Here is a 21,141-nt window from a genome sequence, read left to right as displayed (position 1 = left end):
TGATAATCATTATCAATAACAATTTCGGATACCTCATATGTACGTAGCTATTTTTACTATTTTCTGTTTTAATAAATAATAATTCGTATAAATTTCATTTGAATAAGTTCTTGACTCGCACGATTTAACAAACTGATGTATGAAAACACTTAAGTTATTTATTCCAATCATCATTTTTATTGCTATATTCACCCATTTAAACACACCATTTTGGAAAAGCGATCTCAATGAAAACCTAACCAATATCAGAAAAATTGCAGGTAAAAATAAATTTACAGAGAACGTTGTAGGCGAACCTTGGCCGGGTATTGGCCCAAATGGAGAAATGGGCGGAACAAAAGCTTTGCATTACAGTCGCATCCCTGCAATGACCATTACTGACGATAATAAAATCGTCGTTATGTTTGATTTAAGATGGAATAGTGCTTTCGATCAAGACAGAATCGACCCTGGAATTGCCATTTCGAGCGATGGTGGATATTCTTGGATAAAACGAACCGCTTGGACAGTTAATCACAGTGATCATCCTCGCCGCAGAGCAATGGATAGCACGATATTATATAATCCCATTGATGACACATTGTACGCTCTGCATGGTAATTGGAGTACTGGAACGCATAATTGGGCAAAATATGGGAATGATTACTTTGAAAATAATCAATGGTCTGCGACCATCTATCAATCTACCGATGGCGGTTTGAATTGGAAAAAAAACGCAGAATTCAGTAAAACACATAATTACCATATTTTTTCAAAGGTAAAAAAAGATAACCATTCCGTCGTTGCCTTTCTAGGTGGTGTTGGCTCAGGTATTGTAATGCGAGATGGTACGCTAGTGTTTCCTATACAAACAGCACACTCAAATGGAAAAATTGCCACGACTATTCTGTATTCCAAAGATAACGGAAAAACTTGGGATATGCCTGAAATCAATGACGCACTGTCACCCAATAATGCATCTTTGGAAAATATGGTGTTTGAGGTGGAAGAGGGCAAGTTAGTAATGACAGGCAGAGAAGATCATCACAGCAAAGCGAGATGGGCATATTACAGTGAAGATCTTGGAAAAAGTTGGCAACCTTACAATCCAGTCGATAAATTCAGTAAAACTTTGGCAAAACCCTCTCAAGGTTCATCAATCTATGTCACATTACCAAATGGAAGAAAAGTATTATTAGTTTCAAAACCTGATGGTATCACCAATCAAGACGATGACAAAAGAGGTAACATTGCACTCTGGATGCTAGATGCGAAAAAACCCAAACATAAATTTAAACTCGGAATTATTAGACCAGGACTTGGTAATGCCGATGGTTCAGGCTACTCTTCCCTTGCTTACAAAGATGGGAATTTATTTGTCGCATTTGAAGATGATGGTGATATTCGCATCAAAAATTTATCCGACTATATGGATACTATCCAAGCCAAAGCATTAGAATGGGAGTTGCCTAATGAAATGGATGCAGATGTTGCCAAAATAAATGCACTCCCCCATCTCAATCAGGGGCAGAAAAATCAACTAATTGAAAAAATGCAAAACGCCAATGATTATGCGATTATTCAAGCGATTGCTCTTAACAAGGCAATGCATAATCTAAAAAACAATACTAATAAGCTAAATGATGAAGCTCAACAATTAAAAGACCAAGAGCTGATAGAACAACAACTGTTTTTGAGTAGTGTGAAACAAATTCATCAAGTGACTCAGCCAACAAACTCCACTTACCTTGGCTATAATGAGATTGCTCATTTATCACAAGCGTTAAACTCTCGTTTCTCCGCATTAACCTCAATCAAACAAACATTATTGAGCAAACTAGAGAAATAATTTAAAGATGAAGAAAATAAGGGGCTGTATTAGATTAGCCCCTAATTATAAATTAAGGTAATAGGATACTACCTTGCACGATAATATCAACTCGTCTATTTTGTGCTCTACCAATCTGAGTGCTATTACTTGCAACAGGTTTAGCCTCACCATTACCACGAACACTGATCATTCTGCTAGGTACACCATAGCTAGATAATTCGTTTGCAACAGCTTGAGCTCTCCGTTGAGAAAGCTGAACATTATAAGAGGCGTTACCAACATTATCTGTATTGCCCTCCACAATAATATGGTTAATCGTAAGGATATTACGATGAATTCGACCTGCAGCTTCTCTAATACTATGTTGAGCAGAAGGCTTTATTGTTGCACTATCTGTAGCAAAGTAAGTATCTGAAGGCAATGAAATTGTAGTTCCTGCCACACACCCGGTTAGCATTAATGCTGAAGCGATACTCGCACCTAAAATCAATTTTTTCATTTTCTTTCCTCGAATAAAAGATATTATTGCTTAGTTACTATACAATTTTATTTTTAAAAATCAATCTTGTAAAGAAATTTTATTTAATTTAAAGATTGTTTAACCATAAGTAAAATTATGGCTAAATAATTATCAAATTTATATAGATTAAGGCCTTCTATATCATTCCCCCTTGAAACTTAATTTTTTCACCCCATTTAGCTCCCGAATTTTACTGTTGAATTTACAATCTAAGAGGAAAATATGAGTACAAATCAAGAAACTCGAGGCTTTCAATCAGAAGTTAAACAATTACTTCAGTTGATGATTCACTCGCTCTACTCAAACAAAGAAATTTTCTTACGAGAGCTCATTTCTAATGCATCGGATGCAGCAGATAAACTCCGTTTTAAAGCACTGTCTAACCCCGATTTATATGAAAGCAATGGGGAATTACGCGTGCGTATCAGTGTTGATGAAACACTTGGCACTATTACGATCAGCGATAACGGTATTGGTATGAGTCGTGAACAAGTGATCGACCATCTTGGTACTATCGCAAAATCAGGCACAAAAGAATTTTTAAATGCACTAGGTAGTGACCAAGCTAAAGATAGCCAACTAATCGGGCAATTTGGGGTAGGTTTTTACTCTGCCTTTATCGTTGCAGAAAAAGTGGCTGTGCGTACTCGTGCAGCAGGTTTAGCCTCTTCTCAAGGCGTGCTATGGGAGTCAAAAGGCGAAGGCGATTATACCGTTGCAGATATTGAAAAATCCGAACGTGGTACTGACGTTATTCTCTACTTGCGTGAAGACGAAAAAGAGTTTTTAAGTGAATGGCGTTTGCGTGACATCATCAGTAAATATTCCGATCATATCGGCTTACCTGTTGAAATCCAAACCAAAGAATTTGATGATGAAGGCAAAGAAATCGGTACAAAATGGGAAAAAATCAATAAAGCTCAAGCACTTTGGACGCGTTCAAAATCTGAAATTTCTGACGAAGAATACAAAGAGTTTTATAAACATATTAGCCACGATTTTGCCGATCCGCTCCTTTGGTCACACAACAAAGTGGAAGGTAAACAAGAATATACCAGCTTACTTTATGTACCAAGCAAAGCTCCTTGGGATCTCTTTAATCGTGATCAAAAACACGGTTTAAAACTCTATGTTCAACGTGTATTTATTATGGACGATGCGGAAGTCTTTATGCCAAATTATTTGCGTTTTATGCGTGGCTTACTCGACTCAAACGACTTACCGCTCAACGTTTCTCGTGAAATTTTACAAGATAACAAAACAACCGCAGCATTACGCACAGCTTTAACAAAACGCACCTTACAGATGCTTGAAAAACTAGCGAAAGATAATCCTGAACAGTATCAACAATTTTGGAAAGAGTTCGGCTTGGTACTAAAAGAAGGTGTGGGTGAAGATTTTGCTAACAAAGAACAAGTTGCAGGACTATTACGTTTTGCCTCAACCCATAGTGATAGTAGCGAACAAGCGGTGAGTTTAGCGGATTATATTGCAAGAATGAAAGAAGGTCAGAAGGCGATCTACTTCCTCACCGCAGACAGCTACCAAGTTGCTAAAAATAGCCCGCATCTAGAACTATTTAACAAAAAAGGCATTGAAGTGTTACTGCTTTCAGACCGTATTGATGAATGGATGTTAAGCTATTTAACCGAATTTGACGGTAAACCATTACAAAGCATTACCAAATCAGATTTGGATTTAGGCGACCTTGCCGATAAGCAGGAAGAAGAGAGCCAAAAAGCCCAACAAGCAGAGTTCTCATCTTTCTTAGAGCGAGCACAAAATTATTTTGGTGAACGTGTCAAAAAAGTGGTATTAACTCACCGCTTAACTGATACGCCTGCGGTTGTTTCTACGGACAGTGACGAAATGGGGACACAAATGGCAAAACTCTTTGCCGCAATGGGGCAACAAGCACCTGAAGTTAAATACACCTTTGAGCTAAATCCAGATCACGCAATGGTAAAACGTGTAGCAGATATTGCCGATGAAGATCAATTTAATGAATGGATTGAGTTACTCTTTGAACAAGCACTCCTTGCAGAACGTGGCACATTAGAAAACCCAACTGCGTTTATTAAGAGAATGAATAAGTTGTTGAACTAACATAATTGCAAAAAATCCCAACAAACTGACCGCTTGTTGGGATTTTTTTGATTCTTATCTTTTATTCTAACTCTTTTCCTTTTAATTCAGGAATGAGGAAAATAGTGGCAATAATATCAATTACATAGATAAGAGCCAACATCGCAATAGCCAGTTGGAAGGAATAAGCAGATACCACTGCACCTACAACTACAGGGCCAAAACCGCCGACTGCACGTCCTAAGTTAAATAGTACGTTTTGAGCTGTAGCTCTAGCTTGAGTTGGATAGGCTTCTGCCATCAGTGCACCATATCCCCCCATCATTCCATTAACAAACATTCCTAAGAATGCACCTGCAATTAGCATTGTTGTTGGATCTGTAAGTTGTGAATAGGTGATGATGCTTACCACTGCTCCTAATTGGAATAAAATAAAACTTGGTTTTCTACCAATTCTATCGGCAAGTTGCCCAAAAATCCAAATACCTAACATCATTCCGCAGATAGTCACTGATGTCCAAATTCCCGATTTTGTTAAACTAAATCCTAATTGTTTAGATAGGAAATTCGGCATCCAAATCATAATGCCATAATAACCAAAGTTTTGAACAGACGTTAAAATTACAATTCCTGCACTAACTTTTGCTGTTGCTTTATCTTTTATGAGCAATTTAAATGATTCAAATTTAGAGGATTTAGGTGTATTTGCCGTTTTTTGAGTAAACACTTCAGGCTCGTGTAATTTTGCTCTTAAATACCAAGCTACGAACGCTGGGAATATACCCAAAATAAACATTCCACGCCAACCAATGTAAGGAAGTAATAGTGGAGTTAATAAAGCAGCTGCTAGTACACCTACTTGCCAACCGAGAGCAACATAAGAAGCCGCTTTTGCACGATGTCTTGCTGGCCAAGCTTCTGCAGCCAAAGCCATACCGATGCCAAACTCACCACCTAAACCGATACCGGCGATCGTACGGTAGATCAATAAATCCCAATAACCTTGAGCAAAAGCACATAGTCCTGTAAATACTGCAAAAAGGACTATCGTCCAAGTTAAAACACGAACTCGTCCATATTTATCGCTTAATGCACCAAAGATGATACCACCAGCGACTGCACCAATAAGAGTCCAAGTAACTAAAGAGCCAGCTTGTGAAGGAGATAATGCAAGATCTGCAGAAATTGCAGTTAGCATAAAACCAAGAATAAGAAGATCGAAGCCGTCCATTGCATAGCCGACAGCAGAGCCTAGTAAGGCTTTCCAGCCATACTGATTAACTTTATGATTCATTATGTATTCCTTTTGCTACTCACGGGTAGCGATTAAAAGTTTATATAATGCCGAAAAGGCATCGCAGTTTATAATTTATCTTCTTATATCTCAATCTTTCTCTTTATTTCCTCGAGATAAACAGTCATTTTACTTGCATTTTTTTGATAAAAAATCACCGCTTATATGTTTTAATCCGCATTTTTCTGTATAAAAGCAACTATAAAAAAAGTTGAATTTGAGCTATCCTATACAGCAATTTTTTTGATTCAATTTTATAGGTTATAAATTATGCAACAACAGTATAATCCGAGTGCGATTGAGCCTAAAGTTCAACAATACTGGGCGGAAAATAAAGTTTTCAAAGCAATTAAAGATACAAGCAAGCCAAAATACTACTGTCTTTCAATGTTCCCTTATCCTTCAGGGCGTTTACATATGGGGCACGTTCGTAACTATACCATTGGCGATGTGGTTTCTCGCTACCAACGAATGAATGGTAAAAATGTTTTGCAACCTATGGGTTGGGACGCTTTTGGCTTACCTGCGGAAGGGGCTGCGGTTAAAAATAAAACCGCACCAGCGAAATGGACTTACGAAAATATCGAATATATGAAAAATCAGCTCAAGATTTTGGGCTTTGGTTTTGATTGGGATCGTGAAGTCACTACCTGTAAACCTGAATACTATAAATGGGAACAGTGGTTCTTTACGGAGTTGTATAAAAAAGGCTTAATCTACCGTAAAACATCAACGGTAAACTGGTGTCCGAACGATGAAACCGTATTAGCGAATGAGCAAGTTCACGAAGGTTGTTGCTGGCGTTGTGATACCCCAGTGGAACAACGTGAAATTCCACAATGGTTCATTAAAATTACCGACTATGCAGAACAGCTTATCAATGGCTTAGATGGCTTACCACAGTGGCCTGATCAAGTAAAAACAATGCAACGTAACTGGATCGGGCGTTCTGAAGGGGTTGAAATTACCTTTGATATTAAAGACACCGCTGAAAAATTAGCGGTTTATACAACTCGTCCTGATACATTCTATGGCGTAAGTTATGTTGCTGTGGCAGCAGCTCACCCATTAGCGACTTTAGCGGCAGAAAATAATCCTGAACTTGCACAATTTATTCAAGAAGCAAAAAATACCAAAGTGGCAGAAGCTGAGCTTGCCACAATGGAGAAAAAAGGAATGGCAACAGGGCTATTTGCTATTCACCCATTAACGGGTGAAGAAGTGCCTGTGTGGGTGGCTAACTTTGTGTTAATGCACTACGGAACAGGGGCGGTAATGTCTGTACCTGCACACGACCAACGCGACTTTGAATTTGCTCAAAAATACGATTTGCCAATTAAACAGGTAATCGCACCGCTTGATGATTCAAGTTGGGACTTTACACAAGCTGCTTTCACTGAGCACGGTAAATTGATTAATTCAGCAGAATTTAATGGCTTAGATTTTGATGGTGCATTTAATGGCATTGCAGATAAATTGGAAAGTTTGAACGTAGGCAAACGTCAAGTTAATTATCGTTTGCGTGATTGGGGCGTTTCTCGCCAACGCTATTGGGGAGCACCAATCCCAATGCTAACCCTTGAAAATGGTGATGTAGTGCCAGTTCCAATGCAAGATTTACCAATTATTTTACCTGAAGATGTGGTAATGGACGGGGTAAAAAGCCCAATTAAAGCGGATCCTGAATGGGCGAAAACTACCTATAACGGACAACCAGCTTTCAAAGAAACAGATACCTTTGATACCTTTATGGAGTCTTCTTGGTATTATGCACGCTATACATCACCACAATATCAGCAAGGAATGTTAGACAGCGAAGAAGCAAATTATTGGCTACCAGTGGATCAATATATCGGTGGTATTGAACACGCCACAATGCACTTGCTTTACTTCCGTTTCTTCCACAAATTATTGCGTGATGCGGGTTTTGTCGTCAGCGATGAACCAGCAGAAAAATTATTATGTCAAGGAATGGTTTTAGCTGATGCGTTCTACTACACATCACCAACTAACGAGCGTATTTGGGTATCACCAACGGAAGTAACCTTAGAGAAAGATGAAAAAGGTCGTATTCTCAAAGCCTTTGATAAAGAAGGGCGTGAATTAGTCCATAGCGGTATGACCAAAATGTCGAAATCAAAAAATAACGGTATTGACCCACAAGAAATGGTGGATAAATACGGTGCGGATACCGTACGTTTATTTATGATGTTTGCATCACCTGCGGAAATGACACTTGAATGGCAAGAATCGGGTGTTGAAGGGGCAAAACGTTTCCTTGGACGTTTATGGAACTTGGTATTTGAATATCAACAAAGTCCAGCGACAGAACCATTAAACCCTGCAGCATTATCTAGTGAGCAAAAAGCTCTTCGCCGAGATGTACATAAAACGATTGCCAAAGTTAGTGATGATATTGGTCGCCGTCAAACCTTTAATACCGCGATTGCAGCGATAATGGAGCTAATGAATAAATTAACAAAAGCCCCATTAAATGAAACTCAAGATAAAGCAGTAATGGCGGAAGCATTAAGTGCAGTTATCCGTATGCTTTACCCAATTACGCCACATATCTGTTTTGAACTTTGGCACGCAATCGGTAATGAAAGCAGTATTGATTTTGCTCCTTGGGTTCAAGCTGATGAAACAGCAATGGTGGAAGATGAGAAATTAGTGGTTGTTCAAGTGAATGGTAAAGTTCGTGGTAAAGTCACTGTACCTGCAAATGCAACAGAAGATGAAGTCAAAGTCTTGGCTCTTGGTGATGAAAATGTCACAAAACATTTAGATGGTTTAAATGTCGTTAAAGTCATTTATATTCCATTTAAAATGTTAAGTTTTGTCGCGAAATAAAAATACAAGCGGTAAGATTTTGTCAATTTTTTGCCATATCTTACCGCTTACTTTCAGAAAATCATTATTAGGACTGATTACAAACTAGGAAACTTATGAAAAAGCCTTTTACTCTTTTCGCTGTATTATTAACAGCCTTACTGACCGCTTGCGGTTGGCAATTTAAAAATAGTGAGCGTTTTCCCGAAGAATTGCGTACCTTACGTTATGAGAGTACTGACCAATATAGTGATATGTCGCGCATCTTACGCAACCAGTTGCTATTAAACGATATTACGCTTGTGCCACAAGAAAATCGTAGCCATATTGCCACATTACGTTTAAACAGTGCAGAAAGTACTTCTCGAGTTGCGTCTGTATTTAAACAGGCTCGTGAAGCGGAAAAGATCCTTAGCTTAACCGTTAAAGCAACAGTTTCTGTTCCACAAAAAGGCGATTATCCGCTAGAAGTTTCAGTATTCCGTACATTCTTTGATGACTCGCGTGCCGCACTTGCAAAATCTGAAGAACAAGAATCTATTATGAAGCAAATGTACGAACAGGCATCTCGCCAACTGCTCATCAAAATGGTCGGGCTACATAAAGAGCTTTCGAATAAGTAATCGTAGAAATGATTGAACGTATTTTTTCAGAACAACTTGAAGCAAATCTTGCAAAAGGATTAAAACCCTTTTACTTATTAAATGGACAAGATTTGCTCTTAGTTGATGAGTCTAAAGATCAAATTATTGCTTTAGCTCGCAAGCAAGGTTTTGATGAGAAAATAGATGTTGCAATCAATAATGAAACGAAATGGGACGATTTATTTCACCAGCTACAATCGACTGGGCTATTTTCCAGTCGGCAGATTGTGCTTTTAAATTGTCCCGATAATCTCACCGCTACACAGCAGAAACAGTTATCAGAATTACTAAGTTTCAGCCATTCTGATTTAATTTTTATTTTGCACTTGCCTAAATTCTCCAAAGCAATGGAGAAACAGGCTTGGTTTATGGCAATAGAAAACAATGGGTTACTGATAAATTGCCAAACGCCAGATATCAATAAAATGCCAATTTGGTTGCAACATCGTGCAAAAAAAATGGCGTTAGACTTAGAAAATGAAACGATAAAATTACTCGCTTATAGCTATGAAGGGAATTTGCTTGCCCTGCAACAAGCCTTATGGATGTTACAACTTCGTTTTAGTCACGAAAAAATCACCCCCACCAAAGCACAAGAAATTATTGAACAATCGGCTCAATTTACCCCTTTCCAATGGGTTGATTCACTGCTTGCAGGGAAAATTAAACGTGCCACAAGAATTTTAAACCATTTACGCAATGAAGAAGTACAAGCGGTTGTTTTACTACGTATTATTCAAAAAGAGTTAATGTTAATTCTTGAAATGACACGCTCTCCTACCCTGTTCAAATTGAACCAACTCTTATTTAAAGGTAATTTACGCCAAGAATTTGACCGCTTAAAAGTGTGGCAAAATCGCCGTCCTTTCTATCAACAAGCGATAAATCGCTTTACCTATGCTAAGCTCTATCAGCTTATTCAAACACTTGCCGATCTCGAAAAACAAGTAAAACAAGAATTTAGTGAAGAAATCTGGCAACAATTAGAAATATTTAATCAGAAATTTTCTTAAAGCAAGTGGAGGATTGTAACAGGATAAATAGTAGATAAACATAAGATCTTGGTGCTAGAATAGGTATAGTTTTTATTCCTCTCAATATAAGGAGTTATATTATGTATATCGAATTTAGTATATCCGCGATATTTATACTACTTGTAATTGCCATACTCTTTTCAATTATTAAAACAGTACCGCAAGGCTTTCATTGGACAATTGAACGCTTTGGTCGTTATACCAAAACATTGACTCCTGGATTGAATTTACTTATTCCTTTTATTGAACGTGTAGGACGTAAAATCAATATGATGGAACAAGTGTTAGATATTCCATCACAAGAAGTCATTTCAAAAGATAATGCGAGTGTAGCAATTGATGCTGTTTGTTTTATTCAAGTGATTGATGCTCGTCGTGCCGCTTATGAAGTGAACCATTTAGAACAAGCAATTGTTAATTTAACAATGACGAATATGCGAACTGTACTAGGCTCAATGGATCTGGACGATATCCTTTCACAGCGTGATTTAATCAATGGCAGATTATTAGCGATTGTTGATGAAGCCACTAATCTTTGGGGAGTTAAAGTAACTCGTATTGAGATTCGAGATGTGCGTCCACCCAAAGAGTTGGTTGAGGCAATGAATGCTCAAATGAAGGCAGAAAGAAATAAACGCGCAGATATTTTAGAAGCAGAAGGGATTCGTCAAGCAGAGATCTTACGAGCAGAAGGGGAAAAGCAAGCCCGAATTTTAAAAGCAGAAGGCGAACGTCAAGAAGCATTCTTACAAGCAGAGGCTCGTGAGCGTGCCGCCGAAGCAGAAGCTAAAGCGACTAAAATGGTTTCAGAAGCTATTGCAACGGGCGATACAAAAGCTATCAATTATTTTATTGCTCAAAAATATACGGAAGCATTGCAACAAATCGGTGCATCTGATAATAGTAAAGTTGTCCTAATGCCTTTAGAAGCAACGAATTTGATTGGTTCTGTCGCAGGTATTGCTGAATTATTGAAAAATAATAAAATCCAATAATCTCTCTTTCTATACAAATCAACGAAATAGGAGGAAATATGATAATGGAATGGTTTCCTGATTGGTCTTTATGGCTTATTTTGGGCTTTTTGCTATGTATTTTAGAAATTATTATTTCTGGTGTTTTCATTATATGGTGGGGCGGAGCCGCAATTGTGGTCGCTATTGGGGTTGCTCTGTACCCTATTCCACTCAGTTGGCAACTCTCCATTTTTGCGATTCTTGCCATTATTTTTAGTCTGATATGGTGGAAATATCAGCATAGTAAGGATATTAGAGATGATCAAAACAACACGCTAAATGCCCGAGAACACAATATGCTTGGTGTACAAGGTGCTATTGTCGAGTTGCTTGAAAATGGTATTGCTCGAGGAAAGTTCGGAGATACAACTTGGCGAGTGATCGGTGAGAATTTACAAGTGGGAGATAATGTCCAAGTAAATAAAGTTGATGGTATAACTTTGTTTGTAGATAAAGTGTAGGTACCGGAAAAAAACTTTTAAAAAATCCCCAACATACTGACAAATTTGTCGGCTAGTCGGGGATAAATAGGAATAATATCAGGCTTATCTGCGGGTTAATTTATAAATATGGCTTAATAACGAAACAGGGAGCAATCTTGGCAATGCCCGTGAAGTAAAAGTAATAAAGCCTGAAAGGATATTTTGTAAACCTAACCGATATTTCAATTTAAACAAACGCCATTCTGCTTTTGCTTGTGCAATCCCACGGCGGCGCCCAACCATTCCATTCCCTACTCTCGCATAAACTAAAACATCATTAAGATTCGCAACTTTTTTACCTAATGCGACAAGCTTAATCCACAAGTAGTAATCTTCTTGTAGATCTTGATAACCGCCACAGTCTAAAACAGCATTCTTCTGATATGCCACCGTCATATGATTGAAAGGACAACGAACTTTAGTGAACTTAACAATATCTTCAGCGGTTGTAGGAACCTTACGATAACTCACAATATCCTGAATATGTTGCCCAAACTCTGCAATTTGCCCCCCTACAATAATGGTTTCGGGATTTTGCTCAATAAAAGCAACTTGTTTCGCAAAACGTTCAGGGACACAAATATCATCTGTATCCATACGAAAAACCCAATCATATTGGCAATGTAATAATCCGTGATTTAAGGCTTTGCCCAACCCTTGATTTTGAGCCAATGGTACAATCACAAGCGGTAGCTTTTGCTGAAAATTTTGCAAAACCTGTTCAAGCTCTGGGGTAATCGCACCATCTAAAACAATAACGATTTCATTAGCGAGAAGAGTTTGAGCCATTAAACTCTCTAAACATTCGACTAAATATTGTGGTTTTTCTTTAATATATAAAGACATTAAAACTGAAAACTTCATTACACAAACCTTTTCATGTTGATTGCTAATTTAGGCGAAATTAAGGTAATGATTGCAATCACTACATATTTCAAACTGTGACTTTGCTTAAACATTTCCCAATAATATTTAGCCGCTTGTCGAGATAAATTCATAATATAAGGATAAGAAAGAATATATAACTGATTAAAAGCAAAGTTCTTCTGTTGTTCTTCAGTTTTAACATATTTTACTTTAATCATATCAATTGCCTTTTCTGTATTGCTGATGTTAGTAGAAACACTGTTTCTTTTTGTATGAAATGTACATTTAGTTAATGGCAAAGAAATATATGTAGGTATGAAACTTTCATCTGAAATTACTTTTAAAATAAAGTCATAATCTTCCAAAGATAATAAATCGGTAGATAATCCACCTACTTTATTAAATAATTCCTTAGTGATAGCAATCATTGGCATTCCACCTACTTTATTTGCTTTCAAAATATTATCAAGCGTAATATCTATAACATTTTCATAGGGTTTAGTAATATAGGAAAAGCCTTCATTAACCATTACACATTCAGCAGGATGATAAATAAAATTGATCGCATTATTCTTATTGATTGTATTAGCTAGTAATTCACACTTTTGAGGTAAAAAACGATCATCATCATCTAAAAAAAGCAACCATTGATTTTTAGCATTTTTAGCTCCAACATTACGACTTTCCGCAGCGCCTAAATTTCTAGCATTACGAATCACATTAACAGGGAAAGGATAAAGCTCTTTAACTTCTACTGGCTGAATTGAATAATCATCAACAATAATAACTTCAAAATTATAGACAGTTTGATGAGTTAAGCTTTCTAATAATAATGGAATTTCATCTTTACGATTATAAGACGGTACAATAATACTAAACATTGATTATGTTCCTATTTTTTAAGTTGTTTAAATAAAATTTTATGTTTTCCTTCTTTTCCGAATAAAGAGAGAAACATTAATAAAGACATCATAATCCCCGGGAAAGCATAAGTATCTGCTTTAATATGTAGAATGCTTAATAATAACAATGTAGAAAGAATAAATTTCAAACTACCATTAAACCAATTTTTAGCAATACGAATAATGAAATAAGCTGTTACTGCAAAACAGAGTAATAAATAGACTATACCACCGTAAAGTAATTGACGTAAAAAGCCCGAGTCAGTACCACCATAATAGCCACCCTGTGGTGCAAAATAGTATCCATCCCCAATTAAAATTTGCTTTAATTGCGGAATAAATAGATGTTTTTCCATTAAGGTATCAGTTGATGAGCTAACAGCTCCTTTCCCATAAACTAAATTTATTAGTGGTTCTAAAGCGTGTGCAACATATTTATGTTCGGGAAAATTAAATACAAAAAATAAGCATATCGCACCAAAAAGGAATAATACAGGGATATAACGCCATTTAAAATAAATCGCAATACTCACCAACGACAGCATTAAAAAAGTTCTACCTGAAATTAAACCAATAAATAACAATAAGAATAAAAATATGGAGCTGATATTATTATATTTATCGTTATAAGCTAATAAGAAATGCAATAAGACAACATAAAACAAACTTAATTGAAAGAAGCCTGATGAAGTAAAATTATATAATCGGTACTCTTGCTCTGAATTATAAAAACGTGGAAATACTGCATTAGTTGATAATGCAAAATCAATCATAAACGGAATACTTGCTAACGCTAAAAAACCTACAATCGCTTGCACAACAATTCCAATTTTAAGATCGGTTATTACCCTTTGCTGTGGCTGTAAATAATAGAAAAGATTATATAAAGCAATGCCGAAGATAAATAGCATAGCACCTTTGACATACATTAACGTAACGGAGAAATCGTTAGTGTGATGTGCCAACGCAGGAATAATACTTAACCCCACAAGCCCTAATACGACAGCCAAACTATCTACAGGTAATATAATGCTTCGCTTACCCTGATAATATAGATAAACTAATACCACTATACATACAAAACCCGTAAAAAATGCCATTCTAAAGAAATGAAATAGCCAAGGATCATAAATATAAAATAGATTAAATAGCACTGACATCTATTATTTTCCTAAATTTCGTTTAATTGCCAATAGTTTCTTTAATGGATATTTCAATGATTTCTTTAATAAGTTATTTGCAACAGAACCACGAATTGCTTCTAAATTACTCATTAGTTGTGGATTTTCAATTGCCATCAAAGGGCGAACTAACTTAATATCTAATTTGAAAGTTCCACCAAATAAAATAAAATCATCTGCCAACCAATAAGGTAGCGACTGTACTGAAATCTGAGCGATGATTTTTCTTGCCGCCGACTTTTTAATTAAATAAGCCACTGTTCCTGCAAAATAATTCTGATAAGGATAAACCACTGTAAATGGACTATTTACTAATTTTTTCTGTAAGAATTTTAATGTAGTTGGGTAATTTATTTCCAATTCAAAATCATTAAACTCCGCAATCTTAGATTGTCCAACTAAGACAATATCAGCTTGAGATACTGCAATTACCTTATCCAATTCTTGCTGAAAAGCCGCACAAAAAAGTGCATCATCTTCACAAATCAGGCAATATTCATCTTCTTGAATATAATCATTTTGTAGAATAGATTGATATACGCCTAAATGACTTAATGTACAACCAATCTCACCTTTAGTCACCTTTCGCTTATATTGTTGCTCAAAACGAGTTAAATCAAAACGTAATGATAAATCTGATAATTCATCATTCATTGTATTAAATGCGGAGAAAACTTCGAAATCTTGCGTATTTAGCTGAGAAAAAAATAACTCTCGGCGTTTTATATCTTTATCTAACGAAATTAAATATTTTTTCATACTACTCTCTAATATCAATAATTTTTATACCGACTTTATCCAATAGATTATAACATTCAATAAAATCAGGTCTTTCGGTCTCAATTCTTAAAGCAACAATCTCTATATTTGGATTTTTTATATTAAGAACAGCACTACTAAAATAAGTATAAATCCGACAAGGTTTATGACTAAACTCTTGAACTAAATAATCTTCTAAAATCAATGGTGTATCAATATAATTAACATTATCTAATTTATACTGTTCTCTAGGATGTGCCAAATATAGATCGATATTAAACTCTTTTATTACCTTCTCAGCTAATCTAACATTTTTATCGCATTCCAAATATACCGGCTGCCCTAATAGAATATGAGTAATAGGTTGATTTGCTAATTTTTCATCTTGATTTTTTTGAGCATTAAATAAATCAATTACCATTGTATTTTCAATAATATTCGGGAAATCCGGATAAATAGTATAATGCTGTTTTGATAATACTTTTAATTTCTCAACACTATATTTATTACGAAAAAAACTATTGATACTGCGGCGAATAAAAGTATTAGGTTCTGGCATATAATACACGCTTGATTGTACAATGTTTGCTGTACCATCATCAAATGTATAAATACCATCGAACTTAATAGCACTTAATATGAATTGAATTTGAATGTCATTAATACTTGCAACAAAAACCTTATCAAATTTAACATTGGTAAACTTACATTTCAGGGAAATAATCTGTTTAAGCAAATGAAAACGTTCAATACGTTGATGCATTGAAAAAAATTGTTCACACTTCAAGCTCAATCTTTCTGCATAATAATCAAACTTTTTATTTTTAACTGAACAGAGCATAACCCCATAAAAACGTTCATTAGGGTGTAGTTCAATAATTTTCTCTGCAATTAGGACTTGCAAAGGTGTATAACAAATAATTAAATTCATTGTTGTTTCTCTACCCTTTTTGTCATAAAAAATAATACAGGAATAATAATTATCGAGCCAATGATACTGGCATAAGGGACATATTCAATTTTAGTAAATGTTAATCCAATTAAACTCACTATATAAGCTAATGTTGAAATTACAGAACAAATAGAAATAAAATTATTTTTTCCACAGTAAAACAAATAATTTACTAAGATAAAATAGGGTATGACTAACCCCGTTGAAAATAAAAATAGAACAATATAGTACTTAGTACCAATAAACTGATTACCAAGCAACCATACAACTACACTTTCTGGAATTAACCACATCAATAATGCAGGTAATGGTACGATAATAAAAGATCCTATAGCCCATTTATGTACCTGAGCTAAACTAATTCTTTTCTGCTTCAATCCATCAAAAAAATAAGGAATACTGGCTTTATTTATCGCTTGTAGCACAATCATTAAAATAGCGGCAATTTGTGCCCCCATTGCATAAAGCCCTAAATCAGCTTCACTGAATTGATGGAAGATAAATATGCGATCTAGCTGTCCTTTTAAGAATAAACTGGCATTATGCAAAATAAGTGGCACACCAAAACCAAATAGATACATCAATGCTGTTTTATATTGATTGAACTGAAATTTTTTCTTTCTCTTTTTATCTTTATAAATAAAATAAGAAAATAAAAATACGACAACATTTGCAAATAAAATAGCCAGAATACGTTTCTCAACTAATTCTTTATCAAAATATTCCAATAATAGAATAGTAAAAATCACTGAAAGTACGCTAGATAAGAATTGAATTATCGTATAAGGAATCGCTTGCTTTTGGCACTGACGAATACTTAATTGCACACCTAGAAAAGATTGAAATATAGCAGAAAGAGCAATATATGCCATAATTTCTGATTGTAACAACCAGCAAACTAATAATATCAAGCTACCGCTTACTAAGGTATAGATATACCCTATAGAAACAACCAAATCTAAACTGCGTTTACCGTACACATAAAAATAGCGAGTAACAGCGCCTTCTTGACTTAAACCAACAAGAATGAAAAATAAAACGGTAAATGTTTGATAATAAGAAAGCTCTCCAAATCCTTCTACACCTAATTTACGCGATAAATAAGGTAATAAAAGAAAGGGAATTGCTCTTGAAAGCAATTCTCCGATTAAATAAATAGCACTATCTTTAATGGCTTTCATTAAATTTCTTTCTCAATTAAACTTTCTGCAAGTTGTAAATCATGAGTAGCATCAATATCGACAGATCGATAAGTTGGCATTAAATAAAATTTAACTTGAGGAATAAAGAAATTCTGTTCCGCTAATAAACTCGCTATGTCATTGATATAAATTGCCCCATTTGCACGATACATTTTTGGTAATTGCTGACGTGGTGCTTCAAAATCTGTTAATTCACGCACTGGAACGACTTGCTCACCATCGAGTGAAAAGGATTTATAGGGATGATGTTCACACTCACAAGCCGAAACTACCGATTTACAATGCCCTGATAAAAATAATTCCATTGCATTGCGTACATCTAAAGCAGTTCTGAGTGGACTGGTTGGCTGAAACAATGCGGCAACACCTTCTGTAATACCCAATGTTGTTAAACAATGAATAACTGCATCAATGGTTTTTGTATCACTTTGAGCTAGTTCAATTGGGCGATGTAATGCTCTTGCTCCATATTTTTCTGCTTCAGCTAAAATTTTATCGCCATCAGAGGTGACTACGATTTCATCAAACATTCCTGATTCTTTCGCCGCTAAGATAGCACGCCCAACTAATGAAATGCCTCCCACCAGTTGTAAATTCTTATCTTTAATTCCTTTTGACCCAGCTCTTGCTGGAATAATTGCAATTTTTTTCATAAATCTAACCGCTTGCGTATTATAAAATTGGCGATATTTTAAGTTTAAAACCTATTGTAAACAATAGACAGTCTTGAGCGAATAATGAATAATAAGCGTTATTTACTTACTTTGACATAATAGAATGTTTGAACTGACTAAAATTATCACGACAATGATTTTGTCGCCCTTTAATGTACTTATTTTATGGCTTTTTTCACTTCTTTTAGCCCGTTTTAAATTTAAAAAACTTAGCTACCTAACCGCTTTCTCAGGCATTGCGATACTCTATATTTTTAGCATTCCCTATACCTCACAAAAATTACACGATTCATTAGTAACAGAAGATAATTTAACGTTAGACGATTATAAATCCGCTCAAGCTATTGTTTTGCTTGGTGGTGGGCTGCGTGATAGCAAAGAATTATTTGCCAAATTAGCTACAAATCAAATCGCAGCTGAACGTGTACGCTATGCAGCTTATCTACAAAAACAGACACAACTTCCTTTACTCATCACAGGAAGCAGCCCGAATGGTACATCAGAAGCAGCGGTAATGGCGCAAGAACTAAAAATGTTTTTTGATATTCCAACGGAATGGATTGAAGATAAAGCAAAAACAACAAAGGAGAACGCTTTATTTAGCAAAGCAATCCTTGAAAAAGCCAATGTCAAAAAAATTATTTTAGTGACTAATCAATGGCATATGATGCGAGCTAAGTTGCTATTTGAACGCGTTGGTTTTGAAGTCCTACCCGCAAGTGTTGGTGCAGGTATTACTCCTCCGACTTATGGCTTAAATATGATGTACTTTATGCCACAATCTGGTGCATTACACAGTAATATGCACGCTTTGAAAGAATGGTTAGGTTATTGGAAGGAAAAATAGCGATAAATATATAAAAAAGCGGTAAAATTTTATCAAAATCTTACCGCTTTACTTGTTATTTAAAACTTCACCGTATGCCCATAGTTTTCTAAAATCCCTTTAATATGCTCAAGAGATTCTTTTGTTGGTGGCATTACATCTTCAAGCTCATATTTATGCCCTAAGGTTTCCCATTTATGAGCTCCTAAGCGATGGTAAGGTAACAGTTCGACTTTCTCTATATTCTGCATTCCTTGAATAAACTGCCCCAAACGATGTACGGAATCATCATCATCTGTATAACCTGGCACAACCACATAACGTATCCAAGTCAGTTGATTACGCTTTTGTAAATAGCGTGCAAATTCAAGGGTTCGTTTATTGGGTACACCAATTAAGTTTTGATGAATTTGATCATTAAGCTGTTTCAAATCTAGGAGAACAAGATCAGTGTGATCTAACAAATCATCAACCGTTTGATCATAATGGCGAACAAAACCGTTGGTATCTAAGCAAGTGTTGATCCCTTCCGCTTTGCAGGCTTTAAACCACTCCTTCACAAACTCAGCTTGTAGTACCGCTTCTCCCCCAGAAGCCGTTACTCCACCGCCAGTGGCCTTCATAAAATGTTTATACGTCACCACTTCTTTCATTAGATCTTCCACGCTGATTTCTTTGCCACCATCGAGATCCCAAGTATCTCTGTTGTGGCAATATTTACAACGCATTAAACAACCTTGTAAAAAAAGAATAAAACGGATCCCCGGTCCATCAACAGTTCCACAAGATTCATAAGAGTGATAACGTGCAAGTACAGACATTTTATATCCTTATTAAAATACATTTCATTCTACAAAAAAATCTAGATACTATTCTACTACATACTGCTAGCACAATTAGAGAATTTTTAAACTTTTTATCGGTTAGATCAAAATATGGCAGGTGATCTAATCATTGATTACCTGCCATACTATTATCATATAACTATCTAGGAACTAGACGTTTTTCTATTAAAACGAAATAGATAAGTTAGCACTAAAGCGTTTTTGTTTACCCATTTGTTTGCCTTGACTAATACCGCCTAGTACATCTAGCTGAATATTTTTAAATTTAACCGCTAAGCCAGCATCAACAGTATGCTGTTTATCTGATTCAAGGTTGAAATTATAGCCATTCACTTTAATCTGATTATGACTATTGTGAATCGCATAACTCCAAGATACAAGCGGTTTAAATTCTAGATCCTGATTTACTTTTAACGTATAACCTACATTAACGCCCATTAAATAAGACATTACTTTCGAACTATCTGTTTCAATGCTTGCCCCGCTTTGTTGATAGGCGGCTTTACTTAGATAGCTATATCTAACACCTGCAAATGGTTTAATTTCTAGGTTAGTTAAGTTAAAGGCTTTACCTGCAGTAAGACCAACTTGCGTTAGATTTCTATTCACTATTTCTAACTGACCACCTTGAGAAATTTTATTCTTCAATTTACCCCAGCTAATATCAACAGCTGCAAATTCTCCGCTTGGTAACTGATATTTTGCGTAAGAAGAAAGCATTCTCAATCTAGACTGCTCACTAGAACTATCTGCAAAAAGATGACTACCTTTCGACTCAGTCAATGCAACTCCTGCCACTAAAGAATCACTCAATCTAAAATCAGCACCTATTTGATTTTGCTTCCCTTTTGTTGAGTAATCTCTGTAGTTATCAGAATGATAGCTACCATTCAATGATTTCGTATTTACCCATACATCTGTATATTCTTTCGGTACATTCGTATTTGTTAAATGCTGTCTAATGCTATCTCCAGCATTTGTAATTGACTGAATGGAAACCGCAAGATCAGATACCGCTGTATTCGTGTATTTACTAATTCTCTCTTTTTGAAGTTTTTCTTGACGTTTACGCTCTTCTTCAACTTGACCTTGATGCTCTGCCTCTTCTTGAGATTTACGCTCGCTTTCAATTTGACCTTGACGCTCCGCCTCTTCTTGAGATTTACGCTTGCTTTCAATTTGACCTTGACGCTCTGCTTCCGCTTGACGTTGACGC

19 protein-coding genes are annotated in these 21,141 nt (G+C 35.7%); 8 read left to right on the top strand and 11 right to left on the bottom strand.

The window, feature by feature from the left end:
- Positions 1–139 precede the first annotated feature (139 nt).
- On the top strand, positions 140–1,828 hold the full coding sequence (locus tag A1D26_RS07360; protein WP_157403407.1) for an exo-alpha-sialidase: 1,689 nt from the start codon (positions 140–142) through the stop codon (positions 1,826–1,828).
- Between the two features lie 52 nt (positions 1,829–1,880).
- On the opposite strand, the gene A1D26_RS07355 is transcribed toward A1D26_RS07360, so the two are convergent.
- Positions 1,881–2,309 carry an OmpA family protein gene (locus tag A1D26_RS07355; protein WP_157403406.1) on the bottom strand — a complete coding sequence of 143 codons (429 nt, stop codon included), beginning with the start codon at positions 2,307–2,309 and terminating at the stop codon, positions 1,881–1,883.
- Between the two features lie 243 nt (positions 2,310–2,552).
- On the opposite strand from A1D26_RS07355, the gene htpG reads away from it, so the two are divergent.
- The gene (gene htpG, locus A1D26_RS07350; RefSeq protein ID WP_157403405.1) at positions 2,553–4,436 is read left to right on the top strand and encodes a molecular chaperone HtpG; all 1,884 of its coding nucleotides are present in this window, start codon (positions 2,553–2,555) and stop codon (positions 4,434–4,436) included.
- 61 nt (positions 4,437–4,497) lie between these two features.
- On the opposite strand, the gene A1D26_RS07345 is transcribed toward htpG, so the two are convergent.
- Entirely contained in the window at positions 4,498–5,709 is a 1,212-nt protein-coding gene (locus A1D26_RS07345; RefSeq protein ID WP_157403404.1) for an MFS transporter, read from the bottom strand.
- 270 nt (positions 5,710–5,979) lie between these two features.
- Here A1D26_RS07345 and leuS point away from each other — a divergent pair, with 270 nt between their 5' ends.
- The 5 genes from leuS to A1D26_RS07320 all read left to right on the top strand — a co-directional run bounded on the left by leuS (position 5,980) and on the right by A1D26_RS07320 (position 11,696).
- Entirely contained in the window at positions 5,980–8,562 is a 2,583-nt protein-coding gene (gene leuS, locus A1D26_RS07340; RefSeq protein WP_157403403.1) for a leucine--tRNA ligase, read from the top strand.
- Positions 8,563–8,657: 95 nt separating this feature from the next.
- A complete protein-coding gene (locus A1D26_RS07335) occupies positions 8,658–9,164 on the top strand; it encodes an LPS-assembly lipoprotein LptE (protein WP_157403402.1) in 507 nt (168 codons plus the stop codon).
- An 11-nt stretch (positions 9,165–9,175) separates the two neighbouring features.
- Positions 9,176–10,198, top strand: a complete 1,023-nt coding sequence (gene holA / locus A1D26_RS07330) for a DNA polymerase III subunit delta (protein ID WP_157403499.1) — start codon at positions 9,176–9,178, stop codon at positions 10,196–10,198.
- Between the two features lie 101 nt (positions 10,199–10,299).
- Positions 10,300–11,214 (top strand): SPFH domain-containing protein, encoded by a 915-nt coding sequence (locus tag A1D26_RS07325; RefSeq protein WP_157403401.1) that lies wholly within the window; start codon positions 10,300–10,302, stop codon positions 11,212–11,214.
- Between the two features lie 44 nt (positions 11,215–11,258).
- Positions 11,259–11,696, top strand: coding sequence for an NfeD family protein (locus tag A1D26_RS07320; RefSeq protein ID WP_157403400.1), 438 nt, complete (start codon positions 11,259–11,261; stop codon positions 11,694–11,696).
- 84 nt (positions 11,697–11,780) lie between these two features.
- On the opposite strand, the gene A1D26_RS07315 is transcribed toward A1D26_RS07320, so the two are convergent.
- From A1D26_RS07315 to A1D26_RS07285, 7 genes are read right to left on the bottom strand one after another with little or no spacing between them, the layout of a single operon-like run.
- Positions 11,781–12,581: a glycosyltransferase family 2 protein gene (locus A1D26_RS07315; RefSeq protein WP_157403399.1), complete on the bottom strand. Its 801-nt coding sequence runs from the start codon at positions 12,579–12,581 to the stop codon at positions 11,781–11,783.
- Complete coding sequence (locus A1D26_RS07310; RefSeq protein ID WP_157403398.1) at positions 12,581–13,465, bottom strand: glycosyltransferase family 2 protein; 885 nt, start codon at positions 13,463–13,465, stop codon at positions 12,581–12,583. Before A1D26_RS07310 ends, A1D26_RS07315 begins: the two co-directional genes overlap by 1 nt.
- 11 nt (positions 13,466–13,476) lie before the next feature.
- Complete coding sequence (locus A1D26_RS07305; protein ID WP_157403397.1) at positions 13,477–14,646, bottom strand: hypothetical protein; 1,170 nt, start codon at positions 14,644–14,646, stop codon at positions 13,477–13,479.
- A gap of 3 nt (positions 14,647–14,649) precedes the next feature.
- Positions 14,650–15,426, bottom strand: a complete 777-nt coding sequence (locus A1D26_RS07300) for a glycosyltransferase family 25 protein (protein WP_157403396.1) — start codon at positions 15,424–15,426, stop codon at positions 14,650–14,652.
- Position 15,427: 1 nt separating this feature from the next.
- Positions 15,428–16,357 (bottom strand): glycosyltransferase family 52, encoded by a 930-nt coding sequence (locus A1D26_RS07295; protein WP_157403395.1) that lies wholly within the window; start codon positions 16,355–16,357, stop codon positions 15,428–15,430.
- Complete coding sequence (locus A1D26_RS07290; protein WP_157403394.1) at positions 16,354–17,559, bottom strand: oligosaccharide flippase family protein; 1,206 nt, start codon at positions 17,557–17,559, stop codon at positions 16,354–16,356. The genes A1D26_RS07295 and A1D26_RS07290 overlap by 4 nt, the downstream gene beginning before the upstream one ends.
- Positions 17,559–18,233, bottom strand: coding sequence for an acylneuraminate cytidylyltransferase family protein (locus A1D26_RS07285; protein WP_157403393.1), 675 nt, complete (start codon positions 18,231–18,233; stop codon positions 17,559–17,561). The genes A1D26_RS07290 and A1D26_RS07285 overlap by 1 nt, the downstream gene beginning before the upstream one ends.
- Before the next feature lie 124 nt (positions 18,234–18,357).
- On the opposite strand from A1D26_RS07285, the gene A1D26_RS07280 reads away from it, so the two are divergent.
- Positions 18,358–19,101 carry a YdcF family protein gene (locus A1D26_RS07280; protein WP_157403392.1) on the top strand — a complete coding sequence of 248 codons (744 nt, stop codon included), beginning with the start codon at positions 18,358–18,360 and terminating at the stop codon, positions 19,099–19,101.
- 59 nt (positions 19,102–19,160) lie between these two features.
- Here A1D26_RS07280 and pflA read toward each other — a convergent pair whose 3' ends face one another.
- Positions 19,161–19,901, bottom strand: coding sequence for a pyruvate formate lyase 1-activating protein (gene pflA / locus A1D26_RS07275; protein ID WP_157403391.1), 741 nt, complete (start codon positions 19,899–19,901; stop codon positions 19,161–19,163).
- A gap of 189 nt (positions 19,902–20,090) precedes the next feature.
- Positions 20,091–21,141, bottom strand: a 1,051-nt coding sequence (locus A1D26_RS07270; protein WP_157403390.1) for an autotransporter outer membrane beta-barrel domain-containing protein, incomplete at its 5' end; no start/stop codon positions are given.

Source organism: Ursidibacter maritimus, assembly GCF_009761395.1.
Classification (GTDB): Bacteria; Pseudomonadota; Gammaproteobacteria; order Enterobacterales; family Pasteurellaceae; genus Ursidibacter; species Ursidibacter maritimus.
Note: the sequence above shows the minus strand (reverse complement) of the source record. Positions and strands in the feature narration are given on the sequence as shown.